This is a genomic window from Streptomyces canus (assembly GCF_041435015.1).
Classification (GTDB): domain Bacteria; phylum Actinomycetota; class Actinomycetes; order Streptomycetales; family Streptomycetaceae; genus Streptomyces; species Streptomyces canus_G.
Window position 1 is genome coordinate 7707086 of record NZ_CP107989.1, and the last position, 24342, is coordinate 7731427.

Here is a 24342-nt window from a genome sequence, read left to right on the forward strand (position 1 = left end):
CAGTGCCTACAGTCCGCCCAGCTCGGACGCGTACGGCGGCTGCGCCCCCGCCCGGGAGCAGGTGATCGCGGCCGCGCGTGCCGCGAACCGCAGCAGCCGGGTCCAGTCCTCGACGCCCAGGCCCGCGAGCCCTGCGGGGGACAGCGCGTCGAGGGTGCCCAGACCGTGCAGCAGGGCCGCGTTCACGGTGTCGCCGGCGCCGATGGTGTCCACGACGTCGACCTTCTCGCCCGGCACGGCAAGCGCCGCCCCGTCTCGGGTGAACACGGTGAGCCCGTCGCCGCCATGGGTGACCACGACGGCCGAGGGCCCCGAGGCCAGCCACTCACGCGGGGTGCCGCCCAGCCACAGCGCGTCCTCCTCGGAGAGCTTGAGCAGCGACACCGACGGCAGCCAGCTCTTGAACCGGGCCCGGTAGGCGTCCGCGTCGGGGATCAGCCCGGCCCGGATGTTGGGGTCGAGCGCGGTGAACACACCCTGCGCGGCCGCGGTCCGCAGCAGTTCCTCGTAGGCGCTCGCCCCCGGTTCCAGGACGAGCGAGCAGGTACCGAAGGACACCGCGCGCGTGTCGGTGGGGAGTGAGGCGGGGGCGGTGAACAGGCGGTCGGCGGTGCCGTCGACGTAGAACGAGTAGGCGGCCGAGCCGTTGGTGTCGATCGTGGCGACGGCGAGCGTGGTGGGTTCCGCACCGCGCTGCACGGGGGACACGTCCACCCCCGCCTCCCGCAGCCCGTCGAGCAGGGCCTCGCCGAAGGCGTCGAGCGAGGTGCGGGAGCAGAAGGCGGTGGCGGAGCCGAGCCGGCCGAGGGCCACGGCGGTGTTGTAGGGGCCGCCGCCGAGCGCGGGCGTGAGGCTCGCGAGGGCGCCCCTGCCCTGCGGTACCAGGTCGATCAGGGCCTCACCGGCGACGACGATCACGAGACGTTTCCTTTCTCGAACTGCGAGGGCTGGGAAGGCTGCGAGGACTGCGAGGACTGCGAGGGCCGCCCCCGCTCCCCGGAGTCGGGGCAACCGCATGACGTGCGGTGGACGAACGTGCAGTCGAGGCGCACGGTCCGGGCGGGCCGGTCCGGCGCGGCGAGGCGTTCCAGGAGCACACGGACCGCCTGCGCGCCGATCTCCCTGCTCGGCTGGGCGATCGCGGTGAGCCGGGGCGAGAACAGGTCGGCCCAGGCGAAGTCGTCGAAGCAGCACAGGGCGAGGTCGTCCGGCACCGACAGACCGCGGTCTTGCAGGGCGCGCAGGGTGCCGATGGTCATCGCGTTGTTGGCGGTGACGAGGGCGGTGGGCGGCTCGGCGAGGGAGAGCAGGGTGGCTGTGGCCCGCTCGGCTCCGGCCGACTCGGAGTCGCCGTGGACGACGAGGTCGTCGTCGTAGGGGAGACGGGCGGTGGTGAGGCCGTGGCGGTATCCGGAGATCCGTTCGGCGGTGGTGCTCAGCCCGGGCAGGCCCGCCACCAGGCCGATGCGTCGGTGGCCGAGTCCGGCGAGATGGGTGACCAGCCGGGCCGTCGGCCCGGTGTTCTCGGCGCAGACCTGGTCGAAGTGCTGCGGACCGTCCGCCGGGTCCTCGACCACACCGCCGACCACACCTTCGATCACTCCGTCGATCACACGGTCGAGGAACACCGTCGGGACCCGGTGGCGCCCGAGGTAGGAGACCAGCTCGCACGGGTCCGCCGAGGGCGCGACGATCATGCCGTCCACCCGCCTCTCGTGCAGCAGTTGGACGACCTTGCACTCGTGGTCGGGATCGTCGTGCGGATCGGCGATGAGCAGGCTGTAGCCGTGTTCCAGTGCGCCCGCCTCGACGCCCTGGAGGATCTCCGTGAAGTACGGGTTGCTGATCGCCGACACCGCGAGCCCGATGGAGCGGGTGCGGGAGGTCACCAGGGAGCGGGCGAGGGTGTTGGGGGTGTAACCGAGCTCGTCGACGGCGTCCAGCACGGCCTGGCGGGTGTGGGGCAGGACCGGCCGGGTGCCGTTGAGGACGTGCGAGACGGTCGCCACGGACACCCCGGCGCTACGTGCCACGTCGGCCATGGTCGGCATCGGGTTCCCCTCCCGGAAGGACGCCCACGGGGCACCGGAAGCAGTGACCCTCGGCCCGGAAGGTATCCCATTCAGCAGCGCACGTAAACGCTTGCGCAAACGTTTACGCGCAGCCGCCGACCTGACGTCACCCCGGTCACTCCCAGTCCCACCCGATCCCGACGACCCCCGACCGCACCCGCTGCTCGACGAGGTGCACCGAGTGGTGGTGGCCGGTGAGGGCCAGTTCCTGGCGGCCGCTGCGGGGCGCCGCGGGGGAGTGCTGGGCGAAGCGGTGGCAGCGCAGGGGCAGGGCGTTCTCGTCGAAGCGGACCTGGAGCGCGTACTGACCGCCCGGTGAGCCGAAGCCGCGCACGTACTCGCGGGACACCCCGGCCGTGCCGTCCTCGACGTGGTAGCGGAACAGGAAGGTGTCCCCCGCGCGCAGCCGGGCGTCGAGGAGCAGCTCGGCGACGAGCACCCCCGTGTCCTGGTGCGAACGGACGCGTCCCGTACGGCAGTTCTCCAGCGCATGCACGGTCATGAGATCGGGCCTGCACCCCGGGTCGCCGTGGTGGACGGCCATGAAACGGTCGACGCCCTCACGGTGGGCGCGCACGATGTGGTGCGACTCGCGGCCGCGTAGCTCGCGGCGCGCCCCGATGTCTATCCGCTCGTGGTGGCCGAGCGTGTGCAGCCCGCCGTCGGGCGGCGAGTCCAGCTCGCCCAACAGCTGTTCGAGGACGTCCGAGGCCGCGAGGAGGGAGCGGTAGGAGCGCGCCCCGGGCCGTACGGCGGCCGACCGGTCGTCGTGCTCGGCGAGCAGCCGGATCAGCGACTCCTCCGGCAGCTGCAGGATCTCCTCCAGCGCCCGTACGGCCCGCAGCGACTCGGGACGCTGCGGGCGCCGGGCACCCTGCTGCCAGTAGCTCAGGCTGGTGACGCCCACCCTGACCCCGTACCGCGTCAAATGATGCTGGACGCGCTGCAGCGGCAGCCCCCGGGCGGCGATCGCGGCGCGCAGCGCGACGTGAAAGGGGCCGCCTCGCAGGGCCGTGTCCAGTTCCGCGTCGGCGACGGTCGCGACGTCCGCGTGCTGTGTGGCGTGCGGCATGCAGGGGCCTTTCTGTGCAGGTCCGGGCGGCTGGTCAGGCCGTACGTGAGGGTGCGTCGGGGCCGTCCGCGGCAGTGCCGCATGGAGGCTTCACATCCGTACGCCGTCGTTCCCGGCCCCGAGTTCCCCCGCATTGAAGCGTGTTGACCAAGTCCCGACAACACCTGCCGCCGAACGATGGCGCACTCCCGGCCGGACGGCGGCCCCTTTGTTTCAGGCGGACGGGGCCTCCCCGTCGCCGCCCAGCGACTCCCTGATCGCCCGCGCCGACAGCGCCGACTTGGGCAGAAAGCCGCGCGCCGGACTGCCGGCGACCAGCTCCCGGACGTCGTCCAGCGCGTGTGTGGAGATCAGGATGATGACGCAGGAGACACTGCGGGCCAGCTCCGCCGCCACGTCGAACCCGCTCTCGCCGTCGAGGTCGAGATCGACCAGGACGACGTCCGGGGTCAGCTCCGTGGCCCGTGCGAGAGCCTCGGTACCGGACAGTGCGACGCCGACGACAGGTATCCCGTCGCGTTCCAGCAGACTGCGCGCGGCCTCCAGGAACCGGATGCTGTCATCGACGAGAAGACAGCGCATGGACATGCGCACAGGGTCCCAACCGTCCGGGGATCGCGCTTTCCGGCTACCCGGAAAGAGTCGGGACGGATTGCTTCCCGGCACCTGGAATGTGCTCGAGTCCTGTGCCGAACACGTCAGTTCCCGCTCACCCAGCGCAGCGAGGGGTGACGGGCGGTAGCATGTGGGCTGCCCTGGGGAGGCCGTGCGAGTCCGGTCGAGTGGGGGTGTGCCATGAATGTGCCGCTCGGAGACGTCGGAAGAGGCCGTGGGCGTCGCGCCCTGGCCTCGGGGCTGGTGGCAGCCGTGCTGCTGCTCGTCGCGTGCGGTGGCGGAGGAGGCGGCGGCGACAGGGGCGAGCGGACCCGTACCGACACCACCTGCGACGGCAGGATCGAGGGCACCGCGCAGGTCACCGTGTGGTTCCACGCGGGGCCGAGCGCCGAGTACAACACGCTGCGCCGCCAGGTCCAGGACTTCAACAAGGCGCAGCGGGAGGTGCGGGTCGAGGTCGTCACACTGCCCGAACAGCGGCCGTACAACGAACTGGTGCTCTCCGCCGCGGCCAGCGGCGACCTGCCGGACCTGCTCGACTTCGACGGACCCCGGCTCTACAGCTATGCCTGGTCCGGCAAGATCAAGCCGATCGACTCCTGTCTGTCCGACAGCCTGCGGAAGGACCTGCTGCCCTCGATCCGCCAACAGGGCACCTACGCGGGGAGGTTGTACGGGATCGGCACCTTCGACTCCGGGCTCGGGCTCTATGTGCGGCCGTCGGTGCTGAAGAAGGCCCGTATCCGCATTCCCCGGAGCGCCGAGGACGCCTGGACCGCCCGCGAGTTCACGGACATCCTGCGCACCCTGCGCAAGGCGGGGTACCGGTATCCGCTCGACATGGGCCTCGTCGACGCGAAGCCCGGCGAGGAGTGGAACACCTACGGCTTCGCGCCCGCGGTGTGGTCGGCGGGCGGGGATCTCATCGATCCCAGGACGTTCCGGACCGCCGACGGCTTCCTGAACGGACCCGAGTCGGTCGAGGCGCTCACCACCTTGCAGAGCTGGGTGCAGGAGGGTCTCGTCGAGCCCGGCAGGAGCGTTCATACCTTCCTCCAGGAGCGCAGTGCCATCTCCTGGACAGGCCACTGGTGGTACCCGGACTACACCAGGAAGTTCCCCGGTGACCTGGCGATCGTGCCGCTGCCCGACTTCGGCGAGGGCACCGTGACCGGGATGGGCTCCTGGCAATGGGGCGTGACCTCGGGCGGGGCCGACGGCGACGCCGTATGGCGCTTCCTCGCCTATCTGCTGAAGCCGGACCAGATCCACCGGATGAGCGTGGCCAACGGCGCGATCCCGGCCACGCGCAGCGCGGTGAAGCTCTCGCCGGAGTACGCCGAGGGCGGTGCCGAGCGCCTGTTCATCGAGCAGTTGACGGGCGGTGTGGCCCGGCCGAGGCCGCGCACCCCCGCCTACCCGGCGATCACCGAGGCGTTCTCCCGGGCCTTCCCGAAGATCATGATCGACAGGGCTCCGGTGAAGGCCACGCTCGACGAGGCGGTCGAGGCCATCGACAAGGACCTCGCCGTCCACGACGGTTACCCGAAGGACGGACCGTGAGCCGCCTCCGCGCCGGGTCGTGTGGCTCCAGGGACGCATGGACGGCAGCGGAGTTCGCGGGCATGCTGAAGAGGCCGGGCCACGACCGACCGTGCCCTGCACGGGCGCGTGAAAGCGCCCTCCACAAAGGGGTGTTCGCGTGACGGAACCCAGCGGCACCATGCATGGAAGCGTCGGCGCCTGAGGCCCGGTCATGAGCCGCTCACCGCTCAGACGAAGCTCCGGGGTCCCGCACCGCGTCCCGCTGCTCGCCCGGCTGCGCGTCGGCCGGAAGCTGATGCTGCTGGTCCTGCTGCCGGTGACCGGGCTGCTCGCCTTCACCGCCTTCAGTTCCGTGGCCCAGTGGCGGGAAGCGCGGACCCTGCGTGACTTCCACACCGGCACCGAGGTGTCGTTCGCGACGGCCGACGTCACCGACGCCGTGGCAGGCGAACGGCTCGCCGCCGTCACGGCCCGGCTGCGCTCCGGCCCGGACACGCCGACGGAACGGACCGAGGCCGAACGCGCCACCGACCGGACCCTGGAGCGCGCCGTGAACCGCGCCGCCTCGTGGTCCGGATCCGACATCGCCGGCGACCTCGACGCCCTCGGCCGTCAACTGCACTCCCTGCGCGTCCAGATCACCACCGGCTCGCTCACCGCCCCCGACATCGCGGAGCAGTACGGCAGCGTCGAGGACACCCTGCTGCACGACGTCACCGCGCTCGAAGCCGGCCGCCCCACCCGGGCCTCGGGCCGCGCCGCCGACGCCCACATCGCGCTCCTGCGCGCCATCGAGGCCGCCGACCGGGAGCAGGCGGAGGTCGCCGCCCTGCTCGCCGGGCCTGCAGGCCGGCCCACCGGCGCCGGACGCTGGCCCGCGCTCGAGACGGCCCAGCTGGACGCCTTCCGGGAGAACACCTCGGCCCAACTGCGGACCCAGCTCTACGTCATCCAGTTCCGGGACCCCGGCCGAGCCGTCCGCAGGGTCCGCGACCTGCTCGCCACCGCCCGCCCGGAGACCGACGCCTGGCCCTCGTACGAGCGCTGGCTCGCCGACTCCGGGGCCCGCATCGACTCCCTGCGCGGCATCCAGGACCGGGCCGCCCGCGCACTGGACGCCACGGCCGACCACGACCGCCGCGACGCGGAGGTCCGCGTGGTGCGCGACCTCACCGCCTCCTTGGCCGTGCTCGCCCTCGTCACCTTCCTCGCGCTCGCACTCAGCCGGTCGATCACCCGGCCCCTCGGTCAGGTCGCCGCGGGAGCCCGGGCACTGTCGTACGGCGATCTCTCGTACGACATCCGGTACGCCGGCCGCGACGAACTGGGCGATGTCGCCGACACCTTCCGCGAACTGCGCGTGACCACCGAGCGGCTGGCCGCCGAGATCCGCGCCATGAACACGGCGATCGACCACAACCGCCTCGAACACCGCGCCGACGAAGCCTCCTTCGAGGGCACGTGGAGCCAGCTGCTGGGCGGCATGAACAGCACCATGGCCTCCTTCGCGGCGGCGCACGGGCGGCGCGAGGAGGCCGAGCAGGAACTGGCGAGCATCTTCAACCTCTCTCTGGACCTGCTCTGCATCAGCGGGACCGACGGCTACTTCAAGCGGGTCAACCCGGCCTTCGAGCGCACTCTGGGCCACCCGCGCGAGACGATCCTGTCGATGCCGTTCATCGAGTTCGTGCACGAGGAGGACCGGGACACCACCCGTGCGGCTCTCGCACGGCTGGCCGACGGCGTCGAGGTGGCCGAGTTCGAGAACCGCTACCTGCGCGCGGACGGCACCGAGTGCTGGCTGCAGTGGAGCGCCCGGCCGGTCCCGGAACAGGGCCTCATCTACGCCACCGCCCGCGACGTCACCGAGAGCCGCCGCACCGCCCGGGAACAGGCCGCCCTGCGCCGGGTCGCCACCCTGGTCGCCCACGGCGCCCCGCCGTCCGAGGTGTTCGGGAGGGTGGCCGAGGAGGTGGGGGACCTGCTGGACACCACCGCGGCCGTCCTGCGGCAGGAGCCCGACGGCAGCCAGACGGTCCTCGGGACCGTGCTCGGCATCCCGGAAGATCTCGAAGAGGCCACGCGCAAGGAGCGCAGCGAGGCGGGGTACGAGGCGATCGACACGGTCACCCGGACCCGGCGCGCCGCCCACGTCGGCCACGCCGTGGGAGCGCCCATCGTCGTCGACGACCGGCTGTGGGGCTTCGTCGTCGCGGCCTCTCCCCTGGAGATGCTGCCGGTGGGCACCGAGTCGCGGCTGGCCGACTTCACCGAACTCGTCGCCGCTGCCATCGCCAACGCCGACAGCCGCGACCAGCTGACCGCCTCACGCGCGCGCGTGGTGGCCGCGTCGGACGCCTCCCGGCGGCGCATCGAGCGCGATCTGCACGACGGGGTCCAGCAGCGGCTCGTCGCCCTCCAGCTGGATCTGAGGCTCGCCGAGACCCTGGTGACCGACCGGTCCTCCGAACTCGCCGAACAGCTGGTGCATGTCGGCAAGGGCCTCGACGACGCCTTCCAGGACCTGCTCCAGGTGGCCCGGGGCATCCACCCGGCCATCCTCGCCAAAGGCGGCCTGGGGCCCGCCCTGCGCTCCCTGGCCCGCCGCTCCGCCGTCCCCGTCGAGCTCGACCTGAAGCTGCCCGCGGGCCGGCTGCCGGAACACCTGGAGGTGGCCGCCTACTACGTGACCTCCGAATGCCTCACCAACGCGGCCAAGCACGCGCACGCGCGCGTGGTGGAGGTCTCGGCGGAGATCCGGGGCGGCTTCCTGGAGCTGACCATCCGCGACGACGGCTCCGGCGGCGCCGAGCCGGGACGCGGTTCCGGGCTGATCGGTCTCATCGACCGGGTCGAGGCGATCGGCGGCAAGCTGGCGGTCAGCAGTCCGCCCGGCGAGGGCACGACCCTGGACGTGCGGCTGCCCCTGGGCGGGCCCTCGCCGGACCGGTGACCGCCCGGGGCGCACGCCGGGGAGTTCGTCCAGGTGGGGGAGCCTGAACTGGGTGACGTCGCGTACGCGCCGGGCGGTCCTGTCGGACGGAGAGGCATCCGTCCGGCTCTAGAGGCGGTGGGTTCCGCCGTTCTGTGCGGTCTGCAGGCGCTTGGCACGCACGACGTCCGGGTCCCTCGGGTCCAGGGCGTCGACGGTGCCGTACGTGTCGTCCGGGTACCGACGGGCACGGACCGGCCGCCGCTGCTTCTCGATCCGTGTCCGCCGCATGTCCCGCACCCTTCGGCCGTGCGACCTTCCGTCCCTCGCCCGGGACGGCCGGTCGGACTGCATCTGCACTCGTTCGAGAATCGCCCCGACACGTCCTGATGTCGTCACGGCAGGCCTCCAATTCCGCTTCCGGCTAGCCGTAAACCCAAGGGTGGGGCAGGCTGTTGGAGCGCGGGCAGCGGGCGGGGGCGGGGGAGCTCCGACCTCGGACGACGCACCGCACAGGCCGGGTGAGGGGGCTGGGGCATGGACGACGCATCGCAGCAGCCGGCACAGGGACGGGTTGTCCTCGCCGACGACGACATCCTGCTCAGGGAGGGTCTCGCCAGCCTGTGCGAGCGCCTCGGATACCAGGTCGCGGGCCAGGCCGGTGACGCGGTCCGGCTCCTGGAACTGGTCGACGAGGAACGCCCCGAACTGGCGATCGTCGACATAAGGATGCCTCCGGACCACTCGACCGAAGGCCTCAAGGCCGCCCGCACCATCCGTGAGCGCCACCCCGACACCGGCATCCTCGTCCTGTCCGCGTTCGTCGAGGTCGAGGAGGCCCTGGAACTGCTGGCGAGCGGCCGTAAGGTCGGTTACCTCCTCAAGAGCCGGGTCACGGTCGTCGACGAGTTCATCGAGGCCCTGGAGCGCATCCACCGGGGTGGCTCGGTGGTCGACCCCTCCCTGGTGCAGGAGCTGTTCTCCGCCCAGCGCCGCGACGACCCGCTGGCCCGTCTCAGCGCCCGCGAGCGCGAGGTCCTCGCCCTGATGGCCGAGGGCCGCTCCAACGCCGGCATCGGCCGTCGGCTGTGGGTGACCGAGGGCACCGTCGAGAAACACGTCCGCAGCATCCTCGGCAAACTCGCCCTCACGGAGGACACCGACGACCACCGCCGGGTGCTGGCCGTGCTGACGTTTTTGGAGTCCCGCTAGGGCCTCCGGCGGACATGGGGAAGGCCGCCTGCGTCGTCCGCGGACGTGTCACCGCGGTCGCGATCCGGACTCCGGCTCCGGACAGTCGCCGGAACGCCGCGATCGGAGCGGTGGCTCGTTCACGGCGGGCCAAGGCGCGCATCACCGGAAGGAAACGGTGACGAGCCACGGCGATGCGGTGAGCACGCGCTGGTCGAGCGGCATGGTCGACAGCCGGGCCGCCGCGAGCCCGGCGAACAGCGTCGAACGCCTCGGCCAGGACGTTGGGTCCGGCCGCCCTCCGCCCGCCTCACGGATCCGGAGCGGCACCGCAACGTACAGATCCGGCGCCGGGCCGACACCGGCCACGAAGTACGTGATCGCGTCGATGGGGGGCGGGCCCGCCGGGACCGGCTCGGCCGGGCCGCCGCTCGATGTCGAGGACCGCTCGGCCGGATGCCCGGCAGGCCGCTGACCCGAAACCGGTGCAGCGTGCTCGGCCGCTCCCGAGGTTCGGCCGGCAAGGGCGAGCGCAGCAGCACGGACGCGACCTCGGCGGTGTCTCGCCACGGCCGCCTCCGGCAGGCTCCGCACAGGATCCGCCCGACAGACCTTGGCCGTTGTCCACAGGCTCACCGGACTGTCAGCCCTCGCCAGTAGGGTGTGAGACATGGCCGACCCCTCCAGCTACCGCCCCAAACCAGGGGAGATCCCGGACTCTCCCGGGGTGTACAGGTTCCGCGACGAGCACCGACGGGTGATCTACGTCGGAAAGGCGAAAAGCCTGCGCCAGCGCCTGGCGAACTACTTCCAGGACCTGGCGAGCCTGCACCCCCGCACCCGCACCATGGTGACCACGGCCGCTTCCGTGGAGTGGACGGTGGTGTCCACGGAGGTCGAGGCCCTCCAGCTGGAGTACTCCTGGATCAAGGAGTTCGACCCCCGGTTCAACGTCAAGTACCGCGACGACAAGAGCTACCCGTACCTCGCGGTGACGATGAACGAGGAATTCCCGCGCGTGCAGGTGATGCGCGGCCAGAAACGCAAGGGCGTCAGGTACTTCGGGCCGTACGGGCACGCGTGGGCGATCCGCGACACCGTCGACCTCCTCCTGCGCGTCTTCCCGGTCCGCACCTGCTCCGCCGGCGTCTTCAAGAACGCCGCCCGCACCGGCCGCCCCTGCCTCCTCGGCTACATCGGCAAGTGCTCGGCGCCCTGCGTCGACCGCGTCTCCGCCGACGAACACCGCGACCTGGCCGAGGACTTCTGCGACTTCATGGCCGGCCGCACCGGCACCTACATCCGCCGTCTCGAGCAGCAGATGAGGGACGCGGCCGAGGAGATGGAGTACGAGCGGGCGGCCCGCCTGCGCGACGACGTAGGGGCCCTGAAGAAGGCCATGGAGAAGAGCGCCGTGGTGCTCGCCGACGCGACCGACGCCGACCTGATCGCGGTCGCCGAGGACGAGCTGGAGGCCGCCGTCCAGATCTTCCACGTGCGCGGCGGACGTGTCCGCGGCCAGCGCGGCTGGGTCACCGACAAGGTCGAGGAGATCACCACCGGCGCCCTCGTCGAGCACGCCCTCCAGCAGCTCTACGGCGAGGAGAAGGGCGACTCGGTCCCCAAGGAGGTCCTCGTCCCGGCCCTGCCCGACCCGGTCGAGCCGGTCCAGGAGTGGCTGACCGAGCGCCGCGGCTCGGGGGTCTCCCTGCGCATCCCGCAGCGCGGCGACAAGAAGGCCCTGATGGAGACCGTGCAGCGCAATGCCCAGCAGGCACTCGTCCTCCACAAGACCAAGCGCGCCTCCGACCTGACCACGCGCTCGCGTGCCCTGGAGGAGATCGCCGAGGCCCTCGACCTGGACAGCGCGCCCCTGCGGATCGAGTGCTACGACATCTCCCACCTCCAGGGCGACGACGTGGTCGCGTCCATGGTCGTCTTCGAGGACGGACTCCAGCGCAAGAGCGAGTACCGCCGCTTCCAGATCAAGGGCTTCGCGGGGCAGGACGACGTCCGGTCCATGCACGAGGTGATCTCCCGCCGGTTCCGGCGCTACCTCGCCGAGAAGGAGAAGACGGGCGAGTGGGTGGACGACCTCCCCGAGGAGGGCACCCCCGAGAACGGCCTCAAGGACGACGACGGCCGCCCGAAGAAGTTCGCCTATCCGCCCCAGCTCGTCGTCGTCGACGGCGGACAGCCCCAGGTCGCCGCCGCCAAGAAGGCCCTGGACGAGCTCGGCATCGACGACATCGCCGTCTGCGGCCTCGCCAAGCGCCTGGAGGAGGTCTGGCTGCCGGACGACGACGACCCGGTCGTGCTGCCCCGCACCAGTGAAGGCCTGTACCTTCTGCAGCGGGTCCGCGACGAGGCCCACCGCTTCGCGATCACCTACCAGCGCACCAAGCGGGCCCAGCGCTTCCGGTCGAGCCCCCTCGACGACGTCCCCGGCCTCGGAGACACGCGCAAGCAGGCCCTGCTGAAACATTTCGGGTCCTTGAAGAAACTACGATCCGCCACCATCGACCAGATCTGCGAGGTCCCCGGCATAGGCCGCAAGACGGCCGAGACGATCGCCGTGGCCCTCGCCCAGGCGGCCCCGGCCGCGCCCGCCGTGAACACGGCGACTGGAGAGATCATGGATGAGGAGGAACCCGGCACCACGGGTTCCGGTGGGGAACCCGTGACGGCGGGTGCCCCGGACGAACGACGGGGGCAGGAGACATGAATGTGAACGAGCACGAAGAACCACAGGACCAGGGCGGAGAGGACGCACAGGTGAGTACGGGCGCGCCCGCCGATGCCGCCGGAGTCCCGGAGGCGGCCATCCCCGAACTGGTGATCATCTCCGGGATGTCCGGCGCCGGGCGCTCGACCGCCGCGAAGTGTCTGGAGGACCTCGGCTGGTTCGTCGTCGACAACCTCCCGCCCGCGCTGATCCCCACCATGGTGGAGCTCGGCGCCCGCTCCCAGGGCAATGTCGCGCGGATCGCCGTGGTCGTCGACGTCCGCGGCCGGCGCTTCTTCGACAACCTCCGCGAGTCCCTCGCCGACCTGGCGGCCAAGCACGTCACCCGACGGATCGTCTTCCTGGAGTCCTCCGACGAGGCCCTGGTGCGCCGCTTCGAGTCCGTGCGCCGCCCGCACCCCCTCCAGGGCGACGGCCGCATCGTCGACGGCATCGACGCCGAGCGCGAGCTCCTGCGCGAGCTGCGCGGCGACGCCGACCTGGTCATCGACACCTCCAGCCTCAACGTGCACGAGCTGCGCGCCAAGATGGACGCCCAGTTCGCCGGCGAGGAGGAGCCCGAGCTCAGGGCCACCGTCATGTCCTTCGGCTTCAAGTACGGCCTCCCGGTCGACGCCGACCTGGTCGCGGACATGCGGTTCCTGCCCAACCCGCACTGGGTCCCGGAGCTGCGCCCCTTCACCGGCCTCAACGAGGAGGTGTCGGCGTACGTCTTCAACCAGCCCGGCGCCAAGGAGTTCCTCGACCGCTACGCCGAGCTGCTGCGTCTCATCGCGGCCGGCTACCGCCGCGAGGGCAAGCGCTACGTGACCATCGCCATCGGCTGCACCGGCGGCAAGCACCGCTCGGTCGCCACGTCGGAGAAGCTCGCCGCGCGCCTCGCGGCCGAGGGTGTGGAGACGGTGGTCGTACACCGGGACATGGGACGGGAATGACCGCACGTAGTCCGCGGCTGAGCAGGCTGCGCCGGGCCGTCCCCGAAGGGCGGGCGGCCCGGCCCGTCGAGGCCCGCGGGGCAAGACCCCGTCGGCGTGGTGCCCAGCCCAAGGTGGTCGCGCTCGGCGGCGGCATGGGCCTGTCCGCCTCGCTCGCCGCACTGCGCCGGATCACCGGCGACCTCACCGCCGTCGTCACCGTGGCCGACGACGGCGGCTCCAGCGGGCGCCTGCGCGACGAACTGGGCGTCCTGCCGCCCGGCGACCTGCGCAAGGCGCTGGCCGCGCTGTGCGGTGACGACGACTGGGGCCAGACCTGGGCCCGGGTCATCCAGCACCGCTTCCAGTCCAAGGGCGACCTGCACGAACACGCGGTCGGCAACCTGCTCATCGTCGCCCTGTGGGAGCAGCTCGGCGACCATGTCCAGGCCCTCGACCTGGTCGGCAGACTCCTCGGCGCGCACGGGCGCGTGCTGCCCATGTCCGCCGTACCCCTGGAGCTCCAGGCCCTGGTCAAGGGGCACGACCCGAACCGGCCCGAGGACGTGGAGACCGTCCGGGGACAGGCGACCGTGGCCCTGACCCCGGGTGAGGTGCAGTCGGTGCACGTCGTGCCGCACGACCCGCCCGCCGTCCCCGAGGCGGTGGAGGCGGTCCTGGACGCGGACTGGGTGGTCCTCGGACCCGGCTCGTGGTTCTCCTCGGTCATCCCGCATCTGCTGGTGCCCGAACTTTTGGACGCCCTCACCCAGACGAAGGCGCGCCGGGTACTCTCCCTGAACCTCGCACCGCAGCCGGGAGAAACCGATGGCTTCTCCCCGCAGCGTCATTTGGAGGTTTTGGGACGACACGCCCCTAAACTCGCCCTGGACGTGGTGCTGGCCGACCAGGCCGCCGTGCCCGACCGCGATTCCCTGACCGACGCCGCCAAGCGGTTCGGCGCCGCGGTCGAGCTGGCGCCGGTGGCCCGGCCCGACGGGACCCCGAGGCACGACCCGGAGCTGTTGGCCGCCGCGTACGACCGTATTTTTCGGATGCATGGAAGGATCGGCCCATGGCGATGACGGCAGCGGTGAAGGACGAGATCTCCCGGCTCCCCGTCACCCGGACCTGCTGCAGAAAGGCGGAGGTCTCCGCCATCCTGCGGTTCGCCGGCGGCCTCCACCTGGTGAGCGGGCGCATTGTGATCGAGGCGGAGCTGGACACCGCGATGGCGGCCCGCAGACTCAAGCGGGACATCCTGGAGATCTTCGGACACAGCTCCGAACTGATCGTGATGGCACCGGGCGGACTGCGCCGCGGTTCGCGTTACGTCGTCCGGGTCGTGGCCGGCGGTGACCAGCTGGCCCGCCAGACCGGCCTGGTGGACGGCCGGGGCCGCCCGATCCGGGGGCTGCCCCCGCAGGTCGTCTCCGGTGCCACCTGCGACGCCGAGGCCGCCTGGCGCGGTGCCTTCCTGGCGCACGGCTCGCTGACCGAGCCCGGCCGCTCCTCCTCCCTGGAGGTGACCTGCCCGGGCCCCGAGGCGGCGCTCGCCCTGGTCGGCGCCGCCCGCCGCCTCTCGATCGCCGCCAAGGCCCGTGAGGTCCGCGGCGTGGACCGCGTGGTCGTCCGGGACGGTGACGCGATCGGTGCCCTGCTCACCCGGCTGGGCGCCCACGAGTCGGTGCTCGCCTGGGAGGAACGCCGGATGCGCCGCGAGGTGCGGGCCACGGCGAACCGTCTCGCCAACTTCGACGACGCCAACCTCCGCCGCTCCGCGCGCGCGGCCGTGGCCGCCGGAGCCCGGGTCCAGCGGGCCCTGGAGATCCTCGCCGACGACGTGCCCGAGCACCTCGCCGCCGCCGGCCGGCTGCGCATGGACCACAAGCAGGCCTCCCTGGAGGAGCTGGGCGCGCTCGCCGACCCGCCGCTGACCAAGGACGCCGTCGCCGGCCGTATCCGCCGCCTGCTGGCCATGGCCGACAAGCGTGCCTCCGACCTCGGCATTCCGGGCACGGAGTCCAGCATCACCGAGGAGATGGCCGACAACCTGGTCGGCTGACCGTCACTCACCACGCCGGTGCCGACGCCCACTTGGGACGTCGGCACCGGCGTTTGCGTATGTGTGAGGCGCCCTTGACTGGATCATCAACTGTCATGAGCCTGGCATCTGTTCGCTGCTGTGGCGGACCACCGCAAGGGGGGCTCATGAGACGAAGAGCGAGACCGATCCTCGCTGTTGGCGCGCTCCTGCTCGGCGGCGCGGGCATCGCGCCCGTCGCCCAGGCCGCGGAGAGCGCAACCAGTTCTCCTGATCCGAACGAAGTCAAGGTCTTCCGCGCCGAGGTGACCAGCGGGCAGGTACCCCTGCTGCTGGCGGCCGGGCAGGACGGCCACGAACTGAGCGAGCAGGTGCCCGCGAAGGGCACCGCGACCGTCGAGGTCTACCTCACCGACCAGGAGGCCCAGAAGCTCGAAGGGCAGGGCGTCGAGCTCACCGAGCACACCCTGACCGCCAAGGCCGAGGCCCGCGTGGACAAGGCCGCCGAGGGCGTGTTCCGGCCGTACAGCGGAAGCGGCGGCCTCCAGGAGGAGATCCTCGCGACCGCCCGGGCCAACCCCGGCCTCACCAAGGTCGTCTCCATCGGCAAGACCGTGAACGGCAAGGACATCCTCGCGCTCAAACTGACCAAGAACGCGAAGAAGTCCAAGGACGGCGCCAAACCCTCCGTCCTCTACATGTCCAACCAGCACGCGCGCGAGTGGATCACGCCGGAGATGACCCGCCGGCTACTCCACCACTACGTCGACAACTACAAGAGCGACAAGCGCGTCAAGAAGATCGTCGACTCCACCGAGCTGTGGTTCGTCCTGTCGGCCAACCCCGACGGCTACGACTACACCTTCCAGAGCGACGACAACCGCCTGTGGCGCAAGAACCTGCACGACAACAACGGCGACGGCACCATAGGCGTCGGCGACGGCGTCGACCTCAACCGCAACTTCTCCTACAAGTGGGGCTACGACGACGAGGGTTCGTCCCCCAACCCCACCAGCGAGACCTACCGCGGCGCGGCCCCCTCCTCGGAGCCCGAGACCAAGGCGCTGGACGCCTTCGAGAAGCGGATCGGCTTCACGTACGGCATCAACTACCACTCCGCCGCCGAACTCCTCCTCTACGGCGTCGGCTGGCAGGTGGCCACCGACACGCCCGACGACGTGATGTACAAGGCGCTCGCCGGCACCCCGGACAACTCTGCGATCCCCGGCTACCGTCCACAGGTCTCCTCGGAGCTGTACACCACCAACGGCGAGGCGGACGGCCACGCGTCGAACGTCAACGGCCTGGCGATGTTCACCCCCGAGATGTCGACCTGCCAGACCGCCTCGGACCTCGACCCGAACGACCGGTGGAACGCGGCGGACTGCCAATCGGTCTTCAACTTCCCGGACGACGAGAAGCTGATCCAGCAGGAGTTCGAGAAGAACCTCCCGTTCGCGCTCTCCGTCGCCGAGTCCGCGGCCACGCCCGACCAGCCGAAGTCGTCGCTCGGTCTGAAGGCCGCCGACTTCACCCCGAAGCCGTTCACCACGTCCTACGCGCGCGGCGCGGACCAGGAGGTCTCCGTCGTCGTACGCAGGTCCGTGCGCGACAAGGAGCTCAAGTACCGCGTCAACGGCGGCCGTACGAAGGACGTGGCGCTCAAGGCCTGGAAGGGCGGAGAGACGTACGGCGGTGAGGACAACCTCTACTTCGACGAGTACCGTGCCAAGGTCGCCGACGGCGATCCGGGCGACAAGGTCGAGGTCTGGTTCACCGGCCGGACGAAGAGCAAGAAGCCCAGCTCCAGCGCGCACTTCACCTACACGGTGGCCGAGCGGCCGCGCGCCGACGTGCTCGTGGTCGCCGAGGAGGGCGCGACCGCCACTCAGGCGCAGACCTACGTGGACGCCCTCAAGGCGGCCGGCCGCAGGGCGATCGTCTGGAACGTCGCCACGCAGGGCGCGCCCGACGCGCTCGGCGTGCTGGACCACTTCCGGACCGTCGTCCACTACACGGGCGCGACCGTCCCGGGCAACCCCACCCAGCTCCAGCTGCGCGCCTTCCTGAACGAGGGCGGCAAGCTGGTCGAGGCGGGCGAGCGGGCCGGCGGCAACGTCGACCTGGGCGGCGGCACCCTGTCGAACGACTTCAGCCAGTACTACCTGGGCGCCTACACCCGTACGACGCTGCCGGGCGCCACGGCCTTCCAGGGCACCGGCAGACTCGCCGGAGCCGGCGCGAGCCTCGGGGCCGCCCCCGGCAACCCGCTGGACGCGGCCGGATCCTTCAGCGTCACCTCGGACAACCTGCCCGCGGCGACCTTCCCGCAGTTCGCGAGTGCGGGAGGCGGCACGTACCCCGGCACGCCCAACCCGTACGGACCGTACGAGGGCACGTCCATGGCGGCCGTCACGCACAGCGACTACGCCTGGAACCGCCTCACCCGCACCGTCGACCTCACCCAGGTGACCGCCGCGCAGGCGCCCACGCTGCGCACCCGGATGCTGTGGGACACCGAGGAGGGCTACGACCACGCCGTGCTGGAGGCGCACACCGCCGGGGCGGACGACTGGACCACCCTCCCGGAGAAGAACGGTGCAACCACCAGCGCCGTGCCCGCCGAGTGCGAGGCCGGGTTCTTCATCGCGGCCCACCCCGCTCTCAAGCGGTATCTGACCCTGGGCACCGGCGACTGCACGGCCTCCGGCACCAGCGGCCGGTGGAACAGCTTCACCGGGGCCTCGGCCGGCTGGCAGGAGGTCTCCTTCGACCTCTCCGCGTACGCGGGCAAGAAGGTCGAGGTGTCCTTCAGCTACATCACCGACCCCGGGTCCGGCGGTCGCGGCGTCCTCGTCGACAACACCTCGGTCGTCGTCGGCGGCCAGGCCGTCGAGACGGAAGGCTTCGAGACCTCGCTCGGCGCGTGGAGCGTGCCCGGGCCGCCCGCGGGCAGCCCCGCGGTCGTGAAGGACTGGGGGCGCGCCGGAGAGCTGTTCAAGACCTACGGAGCGGTCACCACGGACGACACCGTGCTGCTGGGCTTCGGCCTGGAGCACATCACCGCGGCGGCCGACCGCAAGGTCCTTCTCGCCAAGGCGCTCGCGGCGATCGGCGGGTGAACCCCGGGTGACTCGATGTAGTCATTTCGGGTGACCGGAGATCTCGGTCCAGGGCGGTCCGTACCCCTACTGGCGGGTACGGACCGCCCTGCCGTGTATGGGGCATCTCGATGTCACCACGCCGGGCTCAGGGAGGTAGGGTCGGGGGTGGTCGGGGACATCCCATACAGCTCGCCGGTCTCACAACCGGCGTACCAACGAGGAGATCGGTTCGTGACGATCCGCGTAGGCATCAACGGCTTTGGCCGCATCGGTCGTAACTACTTCCGCGCGCTGCTGGAGCAGGGTGCTGACATCGAGATCGTGGCTGTCAACGACCTGGGTGACACCGCGACCACCGCGCACCTGCTGAAGTACGACACCATCCTGGGCCGCCTCAAGGCCGAGGTGTCGCACACCGCCGACACGATCACCGTCGACGGTCACACCATCAAGGTGCTGTCCGAGCGCAACCCGGCCGACATCCCGTGGGGCGAGCTGGGCGTCGACATCGTCGTCGAGTCCACCGGCATCTTCACGAAGAAGGCCGACGCCGAGAAGCACATCGCGGGCGGCGCCAAGAAGGTCCTCATCTCGGCTCCGGCCAAGGACGAGGACATCACCATCGTGATGGGCGTCAACCAGGACAAGTACGACGCGGCCAACCACCACGTCATCTCGAACGCCTCCTGCACCACCAACTGTGTGGCGCCGATGGCCAAGGTTCTGGACGAGAACTTCGGCATCGTCAAGGGTCTGATGACGACGGTCCACGCGTACACCAACGACCAGCGCATCCTGGACTTCCCGCACTCGGACCTGCGTCGCGCCCGCGCCGCCGCCGAGAACATCATCCCGACCACGACGGGCGCCGCGAAGGCCACCGCCCTGGTCCTCCCGCAGCTCAAGGGCAAGCTGGACGGCATCGCGATGCGCGTCCCGGTCCCCACCGGCTCGGCCACCGACCTGGTCGTGACGCTGCAGCGCGAGGTCACCAAGGACGAGGTCAACGCCGCGTTCAAGAAGGCCTCCGAGGACGGCGACCTCAAGGGCTACCTGTCGTACACCGAGGACCCGATCGTCTCCTCGGACATCGTCAGCGACCCGGCCTCCTGCACCTTCGACTCCTCCCTGACCATGGTCCAGGAGGGCAACTCGGTGAAGATCCTCGGCTGGTACGACAACGAGTGGGGCTACTCCAACCGCCTCGTCGACCTCACGGTCTTCGTCGGCAACCAGCTCTGATCGACCGATCAGGCACCTAGGTGTGTGAGCAGGGCTCGGGCAGCGTGAGGACGCGTTGCCCGAGCCCTCACTCACGTGATCAGCTTTCGTACGATCCAGAGCCCTCCTCAGGAGTCCCCTTTATGAAGACGATCGACGAACTCCTCGCCGAAGGCGTGGCCGGCAAGCGGGTCTTCGTCCGCGCCGACCTCAACGTGCCGTTGTCCGGCACCACCATCACCGACGACGGCCGTATCCGAGCCGTTCTGCCGACCGTGAAGGCCCTCGCCGACGCGGGCGCCCGCGTGGTCGTCGCCTCGCACCTGGGCCGCCCCAAGGGCGCTCCGGACCCGGCCTTCTCCCTCGCCCCGGCGGCCGCCCGCCTCGGTGAACTCCTGGACGCTCCCGTGGAGTTCGCGACCGACACGGTGGGCGAGTCGGCCACCGCCACGGTCGCGGGCCTCGCCGACGGCCAGGTCGCGGTCGTCGAGAACCTCCGCTTCAACGCCGGCGAGACCTCCAAGGACGACGCCGAGCGCGGCGCCTTCGCTGACCAGCTCGCCGCCCTCGCCGATGTCTACGTCGGCGACGGCTTCGGCGCGGTCCACCGCAAGCACGCCTCGGTGTTCGACCTCCCGGCCCGGCTGCCGCACTACGCAGGCCACCTCATCGCCACCGAGGTCGGCGTCCTCAAGAAGCTCACCGACGACGTCCAGCGCCCCTACGTGGTCGTGCTCGGCGGCGCCAAGGTCTCCGACAAGCTCGCCGTCATCGACGAGCTGCTCGGCAAGGCCGACCGCATCCTCATCGGCGGGGGCATGGCCTTCACCTTCCTCAAGGCCAAGGGCCACGAGGTCGGCGCGTCCCTCCTCCAGGAGGACCAGATCCCGGCCGTTCTGGAGTACATCGAGCGCGCCGAGAAGACCGGCGTCGAGCTGGTCCTGCCGGTCGACGCGGTGGTCGCCCCCGCGTTCCCGGACCTGAAGACCAAGGCCCCGGCCGACTCCACCACCGTCGCCGCCGACGCCATCCCCGCCGACCGGATGGGCCTGGACATCGGCCCGGCGTCCGGCAAGCTGTACGCCTCGAAGATCACCGACGCCGCCACCGTCTTCTGGAACGGCCCCATGGGCGTCTTCGAACACCCCGAATTCGCCGAGGGCACCAAGGCGGTCGCCCAGGCTCTCCTCGACTCCCCGGCCTTCACGGTGGTCGGCGGTGGCGACTCCGCCGCGGCCGTCCGCACCCTGGGCTTCGACGAGAACGCATTCGGCCACATCTCGACCGGTGGCGGCGCCTCCCTCGAATACCTCGAGGGCAAGACGCTCCCCGGCCTCGCCGCACTGGAGGACTGACCTACATGAGCACGCGCACGCCGATCATGGCGGGCAACTGGAAGATGAACCTCAACCACCTCGAGGCCATCGCCCACGTCCAGAAGCTCGCCTTCGCCCTCGCGGACAAGGACTACGAGGCCGTCGAGGTCGCCGTCCTGCCGCCCTTCACCGACCTGCGCTCCGTGCAGACCCTGGTCGACGGCGACAAGCTCAAGATCAAGTACGGCGCCCAGGACCTCTCGGCGCACGACTCCGGCGCCTACACCGGCGAGATCTCCGGCTCGATGCTGGCCAAGCTGAAGTGCACGTATGTGGCGATCGGCCACTCCGAGCGCCGTCAGTACCACGCGGAGACCGACGAGATCGTCAACGCCAAGGTCAAGGCCGCCTACAAGCACGGTCTCACCCCGATCCTGTGCGTCGGCGAGGAGCTGGACGTCCGCGAGGCGGGCAACCACGTCTCCCACACCCTCGCCCAGGTCGAGGGCGGCCTCAAGGACCTCCCGGCCGAGCAGGCCGAGTCCGTCGTCATCGCCTACGAGCCGGTCTGGGCCATCGGCACCGGCAAGGTCTGCGGGGCGGAGGACGCCCAGGAGGTCTGCGCCGCCATCCGCGGCAAGATCGCCGAGCTGTACTCGCAGGAGCTGGCCGACCAGGTCCGCATCCAGTACGGCGGCTCCGTCAAGGCCGGCAATGTCGCCGAGATCATGGCGCAGGCCGACATCGACGGGGCGCTCGTGGGCGGTGCGTCCCTCGACGCCGACGAGTTCGTCAAGATCGTGCGCTTCCGGGACCAGTGAGTAGGACCTGGCGAGGATCCGTCGTACCCTTGCGGGGGCATGGCCCTGAAGGCCGTGCCCCCGTCGTTCATCCGAATCCGAGAGAGTTGGTCCAGCCGTGGTTATGGGGTTCTCGATCGCCCTGATCATCTTCAGCGGCCTGATGATGCTGCTGGTGCTCATGCACAAGGGCAAGGGCGGCGGCCTCTCCGACATGTTCGGTGGCGGTATGCAGTCCTCCGTCGGCGGCTCTTCGGTCGCCGAGCGCAACCTCGACCGGATCACCATCGTGGTCGGTCTGCTGTGGTTCGCGTGCATCATCGTGCTCGGTCTCCTCATGAAGACGAACAGCTGAGCGGCGACGCCACACACAGCACGTACATTCCGCACGTAAGGCCCCATGTTCGGTACGCGCAGCTGAGCGCGGCCTATCATGGGGCTTGCGTCTAGGTGTGGGGGCTGTAACTCCAATCACTGGACGCGCGTTGGGCCTTACGTAGACTGAGGCGCTCGCAACGAAGCGACACGCCGACTCGCTTCGCGGCACCATCACGCAGGGAGTTACGACCGTGGCAAGTGGCAACGCGATCCGAGGTAGCCGGGTCGGGGCGGGGCCGATGGGCGAAGCCGAGCGGGGCGAGTCCGCGCCCCGTCTGCGCATCTCCTTCTGGTGCTCCAACGGGCACGAGACGCAGCCCAGCTTCGCCAGCGACGCGCAGGTCCCCGATACCTGGGACTGCCCCCGCTGCGGCTTTCCCGCCGGACAGGACCGGGACAACCCGCCGGACCCGCCGCGCACCGAGCCGTACAAGACGCACCTCGCGTACGTACGGGAACGGCGCAGCGACGCCGACGGCGAGGCGATCCTCGCCGAGGCGCTCGCCAAACTGAGGGGCGAGATCTAGCGTCGACAGCCGGCCGGACACCGAGAGGTGCCTGGCCGGAGCGGTTTCAGGCTCGGCCGACGCGCTGCGTGGGTCCGCCTTGCCCTGTTCGCGACGGGCTTCTTCGTCCTGTTCATCGCCTGGCTGATGCGCTGATCAACTAGGTTGGAGCAGCTGGCACAGGTACGAAAGAAGGCTGAAGTCGGACATGAACGCAGACGGCCGTACCAGGCTCAACCGGACGCCCGAGTGGACCGCGCTGGCCGAGCACCGCGAAGAGCTCGGCGAGGTACGGCTGAGGGAGCTGTTCGCCGCCGATGCCGGACGCGGCACCGGGTACACACTGCGGGTCGGTGACCTGTACGTCGACTACTCCAAGCACCTCGTCACCGACGAGACACTGCGGCTGCTGCGCGAACTCGCCGCCGCGACCGACGTCTTCGGTCTGCGGGACGCCATGTTCCGCGGCGAGAAGATCAACACGACCGAGAACCGGGCCGTGCTGCACACCGCTCTGCGTGCCCCGCGGGACGCCGTGATCGAGGTGGACGGGGAGAACGTCGTACCGGGCGTGCACGCCGTGCTCGACAAGATGAGCGACTTCGCCGACCGGGTCCGCTCCGGCGAGTGGACCGGCCACACCGGCAGGCGCATCAAGAACATCGTCAACATCGGCATCGGCGGCTCGGATCTGGGCCCCGCGATGGCGTACGAGGCCCTGCGCGGCTTCACCGACCGCGACCTCACCGTCCGCTTTGTGTCGAACGTTGACGGCGCCGACCTGCACGAGGCCACCCGCGACCTGGACGCGGCCGAGACGCTGTTCGTCATCGCCTCGAAGACCTTCACCACCATCGAGACGATCACCAACGCCACCTCGGCACGCGCGTGGCTGCTCGGTGAGCTGAAGGCGGATCAGGAGGCGGTCGCCCGGCACTTCGTGGCGCTGTCGACGAACGCCGAGAAGGTGGCGGACTTCGGCATCGACACGGCCAACATGTTCGAGTTCTGGGACTGGGTCGGCGGTCGCTACTCCTACGACTCGGCGATCGGTCTGTCACTGATGATCGCCATCGGGCCCGACCGCTTCCGCGAGATGCTCGACGGCTTCCACCTCGTCGACGAGCACTTCCGCACCGCCCCGGCCGAGTCCAACGTACCTTTGCTCCTTGGTCTGTTGGGCATTTGGTACGGCAACTTCCACGACGCCCAGTCGCATGCCGTGCTGCCGTACAGCCACTACCTGTCGAAGTTCACCGCCTATCTCCAGCAGCTGGACATGGAGTCCAACGGCAAGTCGGTGGACCGTGACGGCAACCCCGTGGACTGGCAGACCGGGCCGGTGGTGTGGGGCACGCCGGGCACCAACGGGCAGCACGCCTACTACCAGCTCATCCACCAGGGCACGAAGCTCATCCCGGCGGACTTCATCGGCTTCGCCCGGCCGGTCGCCGAGCTGTCCGACGCCCTCAGGGCACAGCACGACCTGCTGATGGCGAACTTCTTCGCCCAGACCCAGGCGCTGGCCTTCGGCAAGACTCCGGACGAGGTGCGGGCGGAGGGGGTGGCCGAGGAGCTGGTCCCGCACAAGACGTTCCAGGGCAACCACCCGACGACGACGATCCTGGCCCGCGAGCTGACCCCGTCGGTCCTCGGCCAGCTCATCGCGCTCTACGAACACAAGGTGTTCGTCCAGGGCGCGATCTGGAACATCGACTCCTTCGACCAGTGGGGCGTCGAGCTCGGCAAGGTCCTCGCCAAGCGCGTCGAGCCGGCGCTCACCGAGGGCGCCGAGGTGCCGGGCCTGGACGCGTCGACGAAGGCCCTGGTGACGACGTACCGGGAGCTGCGCGGCCGGCAGTGAGAACGCGGACGCCGGGCCCCTC

Annotated in this window: 20 protein-coding genes; 14 read left to right on the forward strand and 6 right to left on the reverse strand. The window is 70.6% G+C overall.

Annotation, left to right across the window (positions count from 1 at the left end):
* Positions 1–6: 6 nt before the first annotated feature.
* The 4 genes from OG841_RS35160 to OG841_RS35175 form a co-directional block, all read right to left on the reverse strand.
* Positions 7–918, reverse strand: coding sequence for a carbohydrate kinase family protein (locus tag OG841_RS35160; RefSeq protein ID WP_328637705.1), 912 nt, complete (start codon positions 916–918; stop codon positions 7–9).
* On the reverse strand, positions 915–2051 hold the full coding sequence (locus OG841_RS35165; RefSeq protein ID WP_371568187.1) for a LacI family DNA-binding transcriptional regulator: 1137 nt from the start codon (positions 2049–2051) through the stop codon (positions 915–917). The genes OG841_RS35160 and OG841_RS35165 overlap by 4 nt, the downstream gene beginning before the upstream one ends.
* A gap of 136 nt (positions 2052–2187) precedes the next feature.
* Positions 2188–3144, reverse strand: a complete 957-nt coding sequence (locus OG841_RS35170; protein ID WP_365117851.1) for a hypothetical protein — start codon at positions 3142–3144, stop codon at positions 2188–2190.
* Between the two features lie 213 nt (positions 3145–3357).
* Positions 3358–3732: a response regulator gene (locus OG841_RS35175; RefSeq protein WP_371568191.1), complete on the reverse strand. Its 375-nt coding sequence runs from the start codon at positions 3730–3732 to the stop codon at positions 3358–3360.
* Positions 3733–3939: 207 nt separating this feature from the next.
* On the opposite strand from OG841_RS35175, the gene OG841_RS35180 reads away from it, so the two are divergent.
* Both OG841_RS35180 and OG841_RS35185 read left to right on the forward strand, forming a co-directional pair.
* On the forward strand, positions 3940–5322 hold the full coding sequence (locus tag OG841_RS35180; RefSeq protein ID WP_371568194.1) for an ABC transporter substrate-binding protein: 1383 nt from the start codon (positions 3940–3942) through the stop codon (positions 5320–5322).
* A 193-nt stretch (positions 5323–5515) separates the two neighbouring features.
* Positions 5516–8257: a nitrate- and nitrite sensing domain-containing protein gene (locus OG841_RS35185; protein ID WP_371568197.1), complete on the forward strand. Its 2742-nt coding sequence runs from the start codon at positions 5516–5518 to the stop codon at positions 8255–8257.
* A gap of 108 nt (positions 8258–8365) precedes the next feature.
* On the opposite strand, the gene OG841_RS35190 is transcribed toward OG841_RS35185, so the two are convergent.
* A complete protein-coding gene (locus tag OG841_RS35190) occupies positions 8366–8527 on the reverse strand; it encodes a hypothetical protein (protein ID WP_328637699.1) in 162 nt (53 codons plus the stop codon).
* Positions 8528–8773: 246 nt separating this feature from the next.
* On the opposite strand from OG841_RS35190, the gene OG841_RS35195 reads away from it, so the two are divergent.
* Positions 8774–9448, forward strand: a complete 675-nt coding sequence (locus OG841_RS35195; protein WP_328637698.1) for a response regulator transcription factor — start codon at positions 8774–8776, stop codon at positions 9446–9448.
* 141 nt (positions 9449–9589) lie between these two features.
* Here OG841_RS35195 and OG841_RS35200 read toward each other — a convergent pair whose 3' ends face one another.
* Positions 9590–9796: a hypothetical protein gene (locus tag OG841_RS35200; protein WP_371568202.1), complete on the reverse strand. Its 207-nt coding sequence runs from the start codon at positions 9794–9796 to the stop codon at positions 9590–9592.
* Positions 9797–10097: 301 nt separating this feature from the next.
* On the opposite strand from OG841_RS35200, the gene uvrC reads away from it, so the two are divergent.
* The 11 genes from uvrC (at position 10098) to pgi (ending at position 24320) form a co-directional block, all read left to right on the forward strand.
* Positions 10098–12152, forward strand: a complete 2055-nt coding sequence (gene uvrC, locus OG841_RS35205; RefSeq protein ID WP_328637696.1) for an excinuclease ABC subunit UvrC — start codon at positions 10098–10100, stop codon at positions 12150–12152.
* Entirely contained in the window at positions 12149–13108 is a 960-nt protein-coding gene (gene rapZ / locus OG841_RS35210; protein ID WP_062038358.1) for an RNase adapter RapZ, read from the forward strand. Before uvrC ends, rapZ begins: the two co-directional genes overlap by 4 nt.
* Entirely contained in the window at positions 13105–14172 is a 1068-nt protein-coding gene (locus OG841_RS35215; protein ID WP_328637695.1) for a gluconeogenesis factor YvcK family protein, read from the forward strand. Before rapZ ends, OG841_RS35215 begins: the two co-directional genes overlap by 4 nt.
* Positions 14163–15152: a DNA-binding protein WhiA gene (whiA, locus tag OG841_RS35220; protein WP_020120074.1), complete on the forward strand. Its 990-nt coding sequence runs from the start codon at positions 14163–14165 to the stop codon at positions 15150–15152. The genes OG841_RS35215 and whiA overlap by 10 nt, the downstream gene beginning before the upstream one ends.
* A gap of 146 nt (positions 15153–15298) precedes the next feature.
* A complete protein-coding gene (locus OG841_RS35225) occupies positions 15299–18253 on the forward strand; it encodes a M14 family metallopeptidase (protein WP_328637694.1) in 2955 nt (984 codons plus the stop codon).
* Positions 18254–18466: 213 nt separating this feature from the next.
* A complete protein-coding gene (gap, locus tag OG841_RS35230; RefSeq protein WP_057618359.1) occupies positions 18467–19477 on the forward strand; it encodes a type I glyceraldehyde-3-phosphate dehydrogenase in 1011 nt (336 codons plus the stop codon).
* A gap of 122 nt (positions 19478–19599) precedes the next feature.
* Positions 19600–20811, forward strand: a complete 1212-nt coding sequence (locus OG841_RS35235) for a phosphoglycerate kinase (RefSeq protein WP_371568211.1) — start codon at positions 19600–19602, stop codon at positions 20809–20811.
* 5 nt (positions 20812–20816) lie between these two features.
* Positions 20817–21593, forward strand: a complete 777-nt coding sequence (tpiA, locus tag OG841_RS35240; RefSeq protein ID WP_328637692.1) for a triose-phosphate isomerase — start codon at positions 20817–20819, stop codon at positions 21591–21593.
* Between the two features lie 103 nt (positions 21594–21696).
* Positions 21697–21927 (forward strand): preprotein translocase subunit SecG, encoded by a 231-nt coding sequence (gene secG / locus OG841_RS35245; protein ID WP_031057628.1) that lies wholly within the window; start codon positions 21697–21699, stop codon positions 21925–21927.
* 214 nt (positions 21928–22141) lie between these two features.
* Positions 22142–22477, forward strand: a complete 336-nt coding sequence (locus tag OG841_RS35250) for an RNA polymerase-binding protein RbpA (RefSeq protein WP_003957010.1) — start codon at positions 22142–22144, stop codon at positions 22475–22477.
* A gap of 187 nt (positions 22478–22664) precedes the next feature.
* The gene (pgi, locus tag OG841_RS35255) at positions 22665–24320 is read left to right on the forward strand and encodes a glucose-6-phosphate isomerase (RefSeq protein WP_328637691.1); all 1656 of its coding nucleotides are present in this window, start codon (positions 22665–22667) and stop codon (positions 24318–24320) included.
* Positions 24321–24342 lie beyond the last annotated feature (22 nt).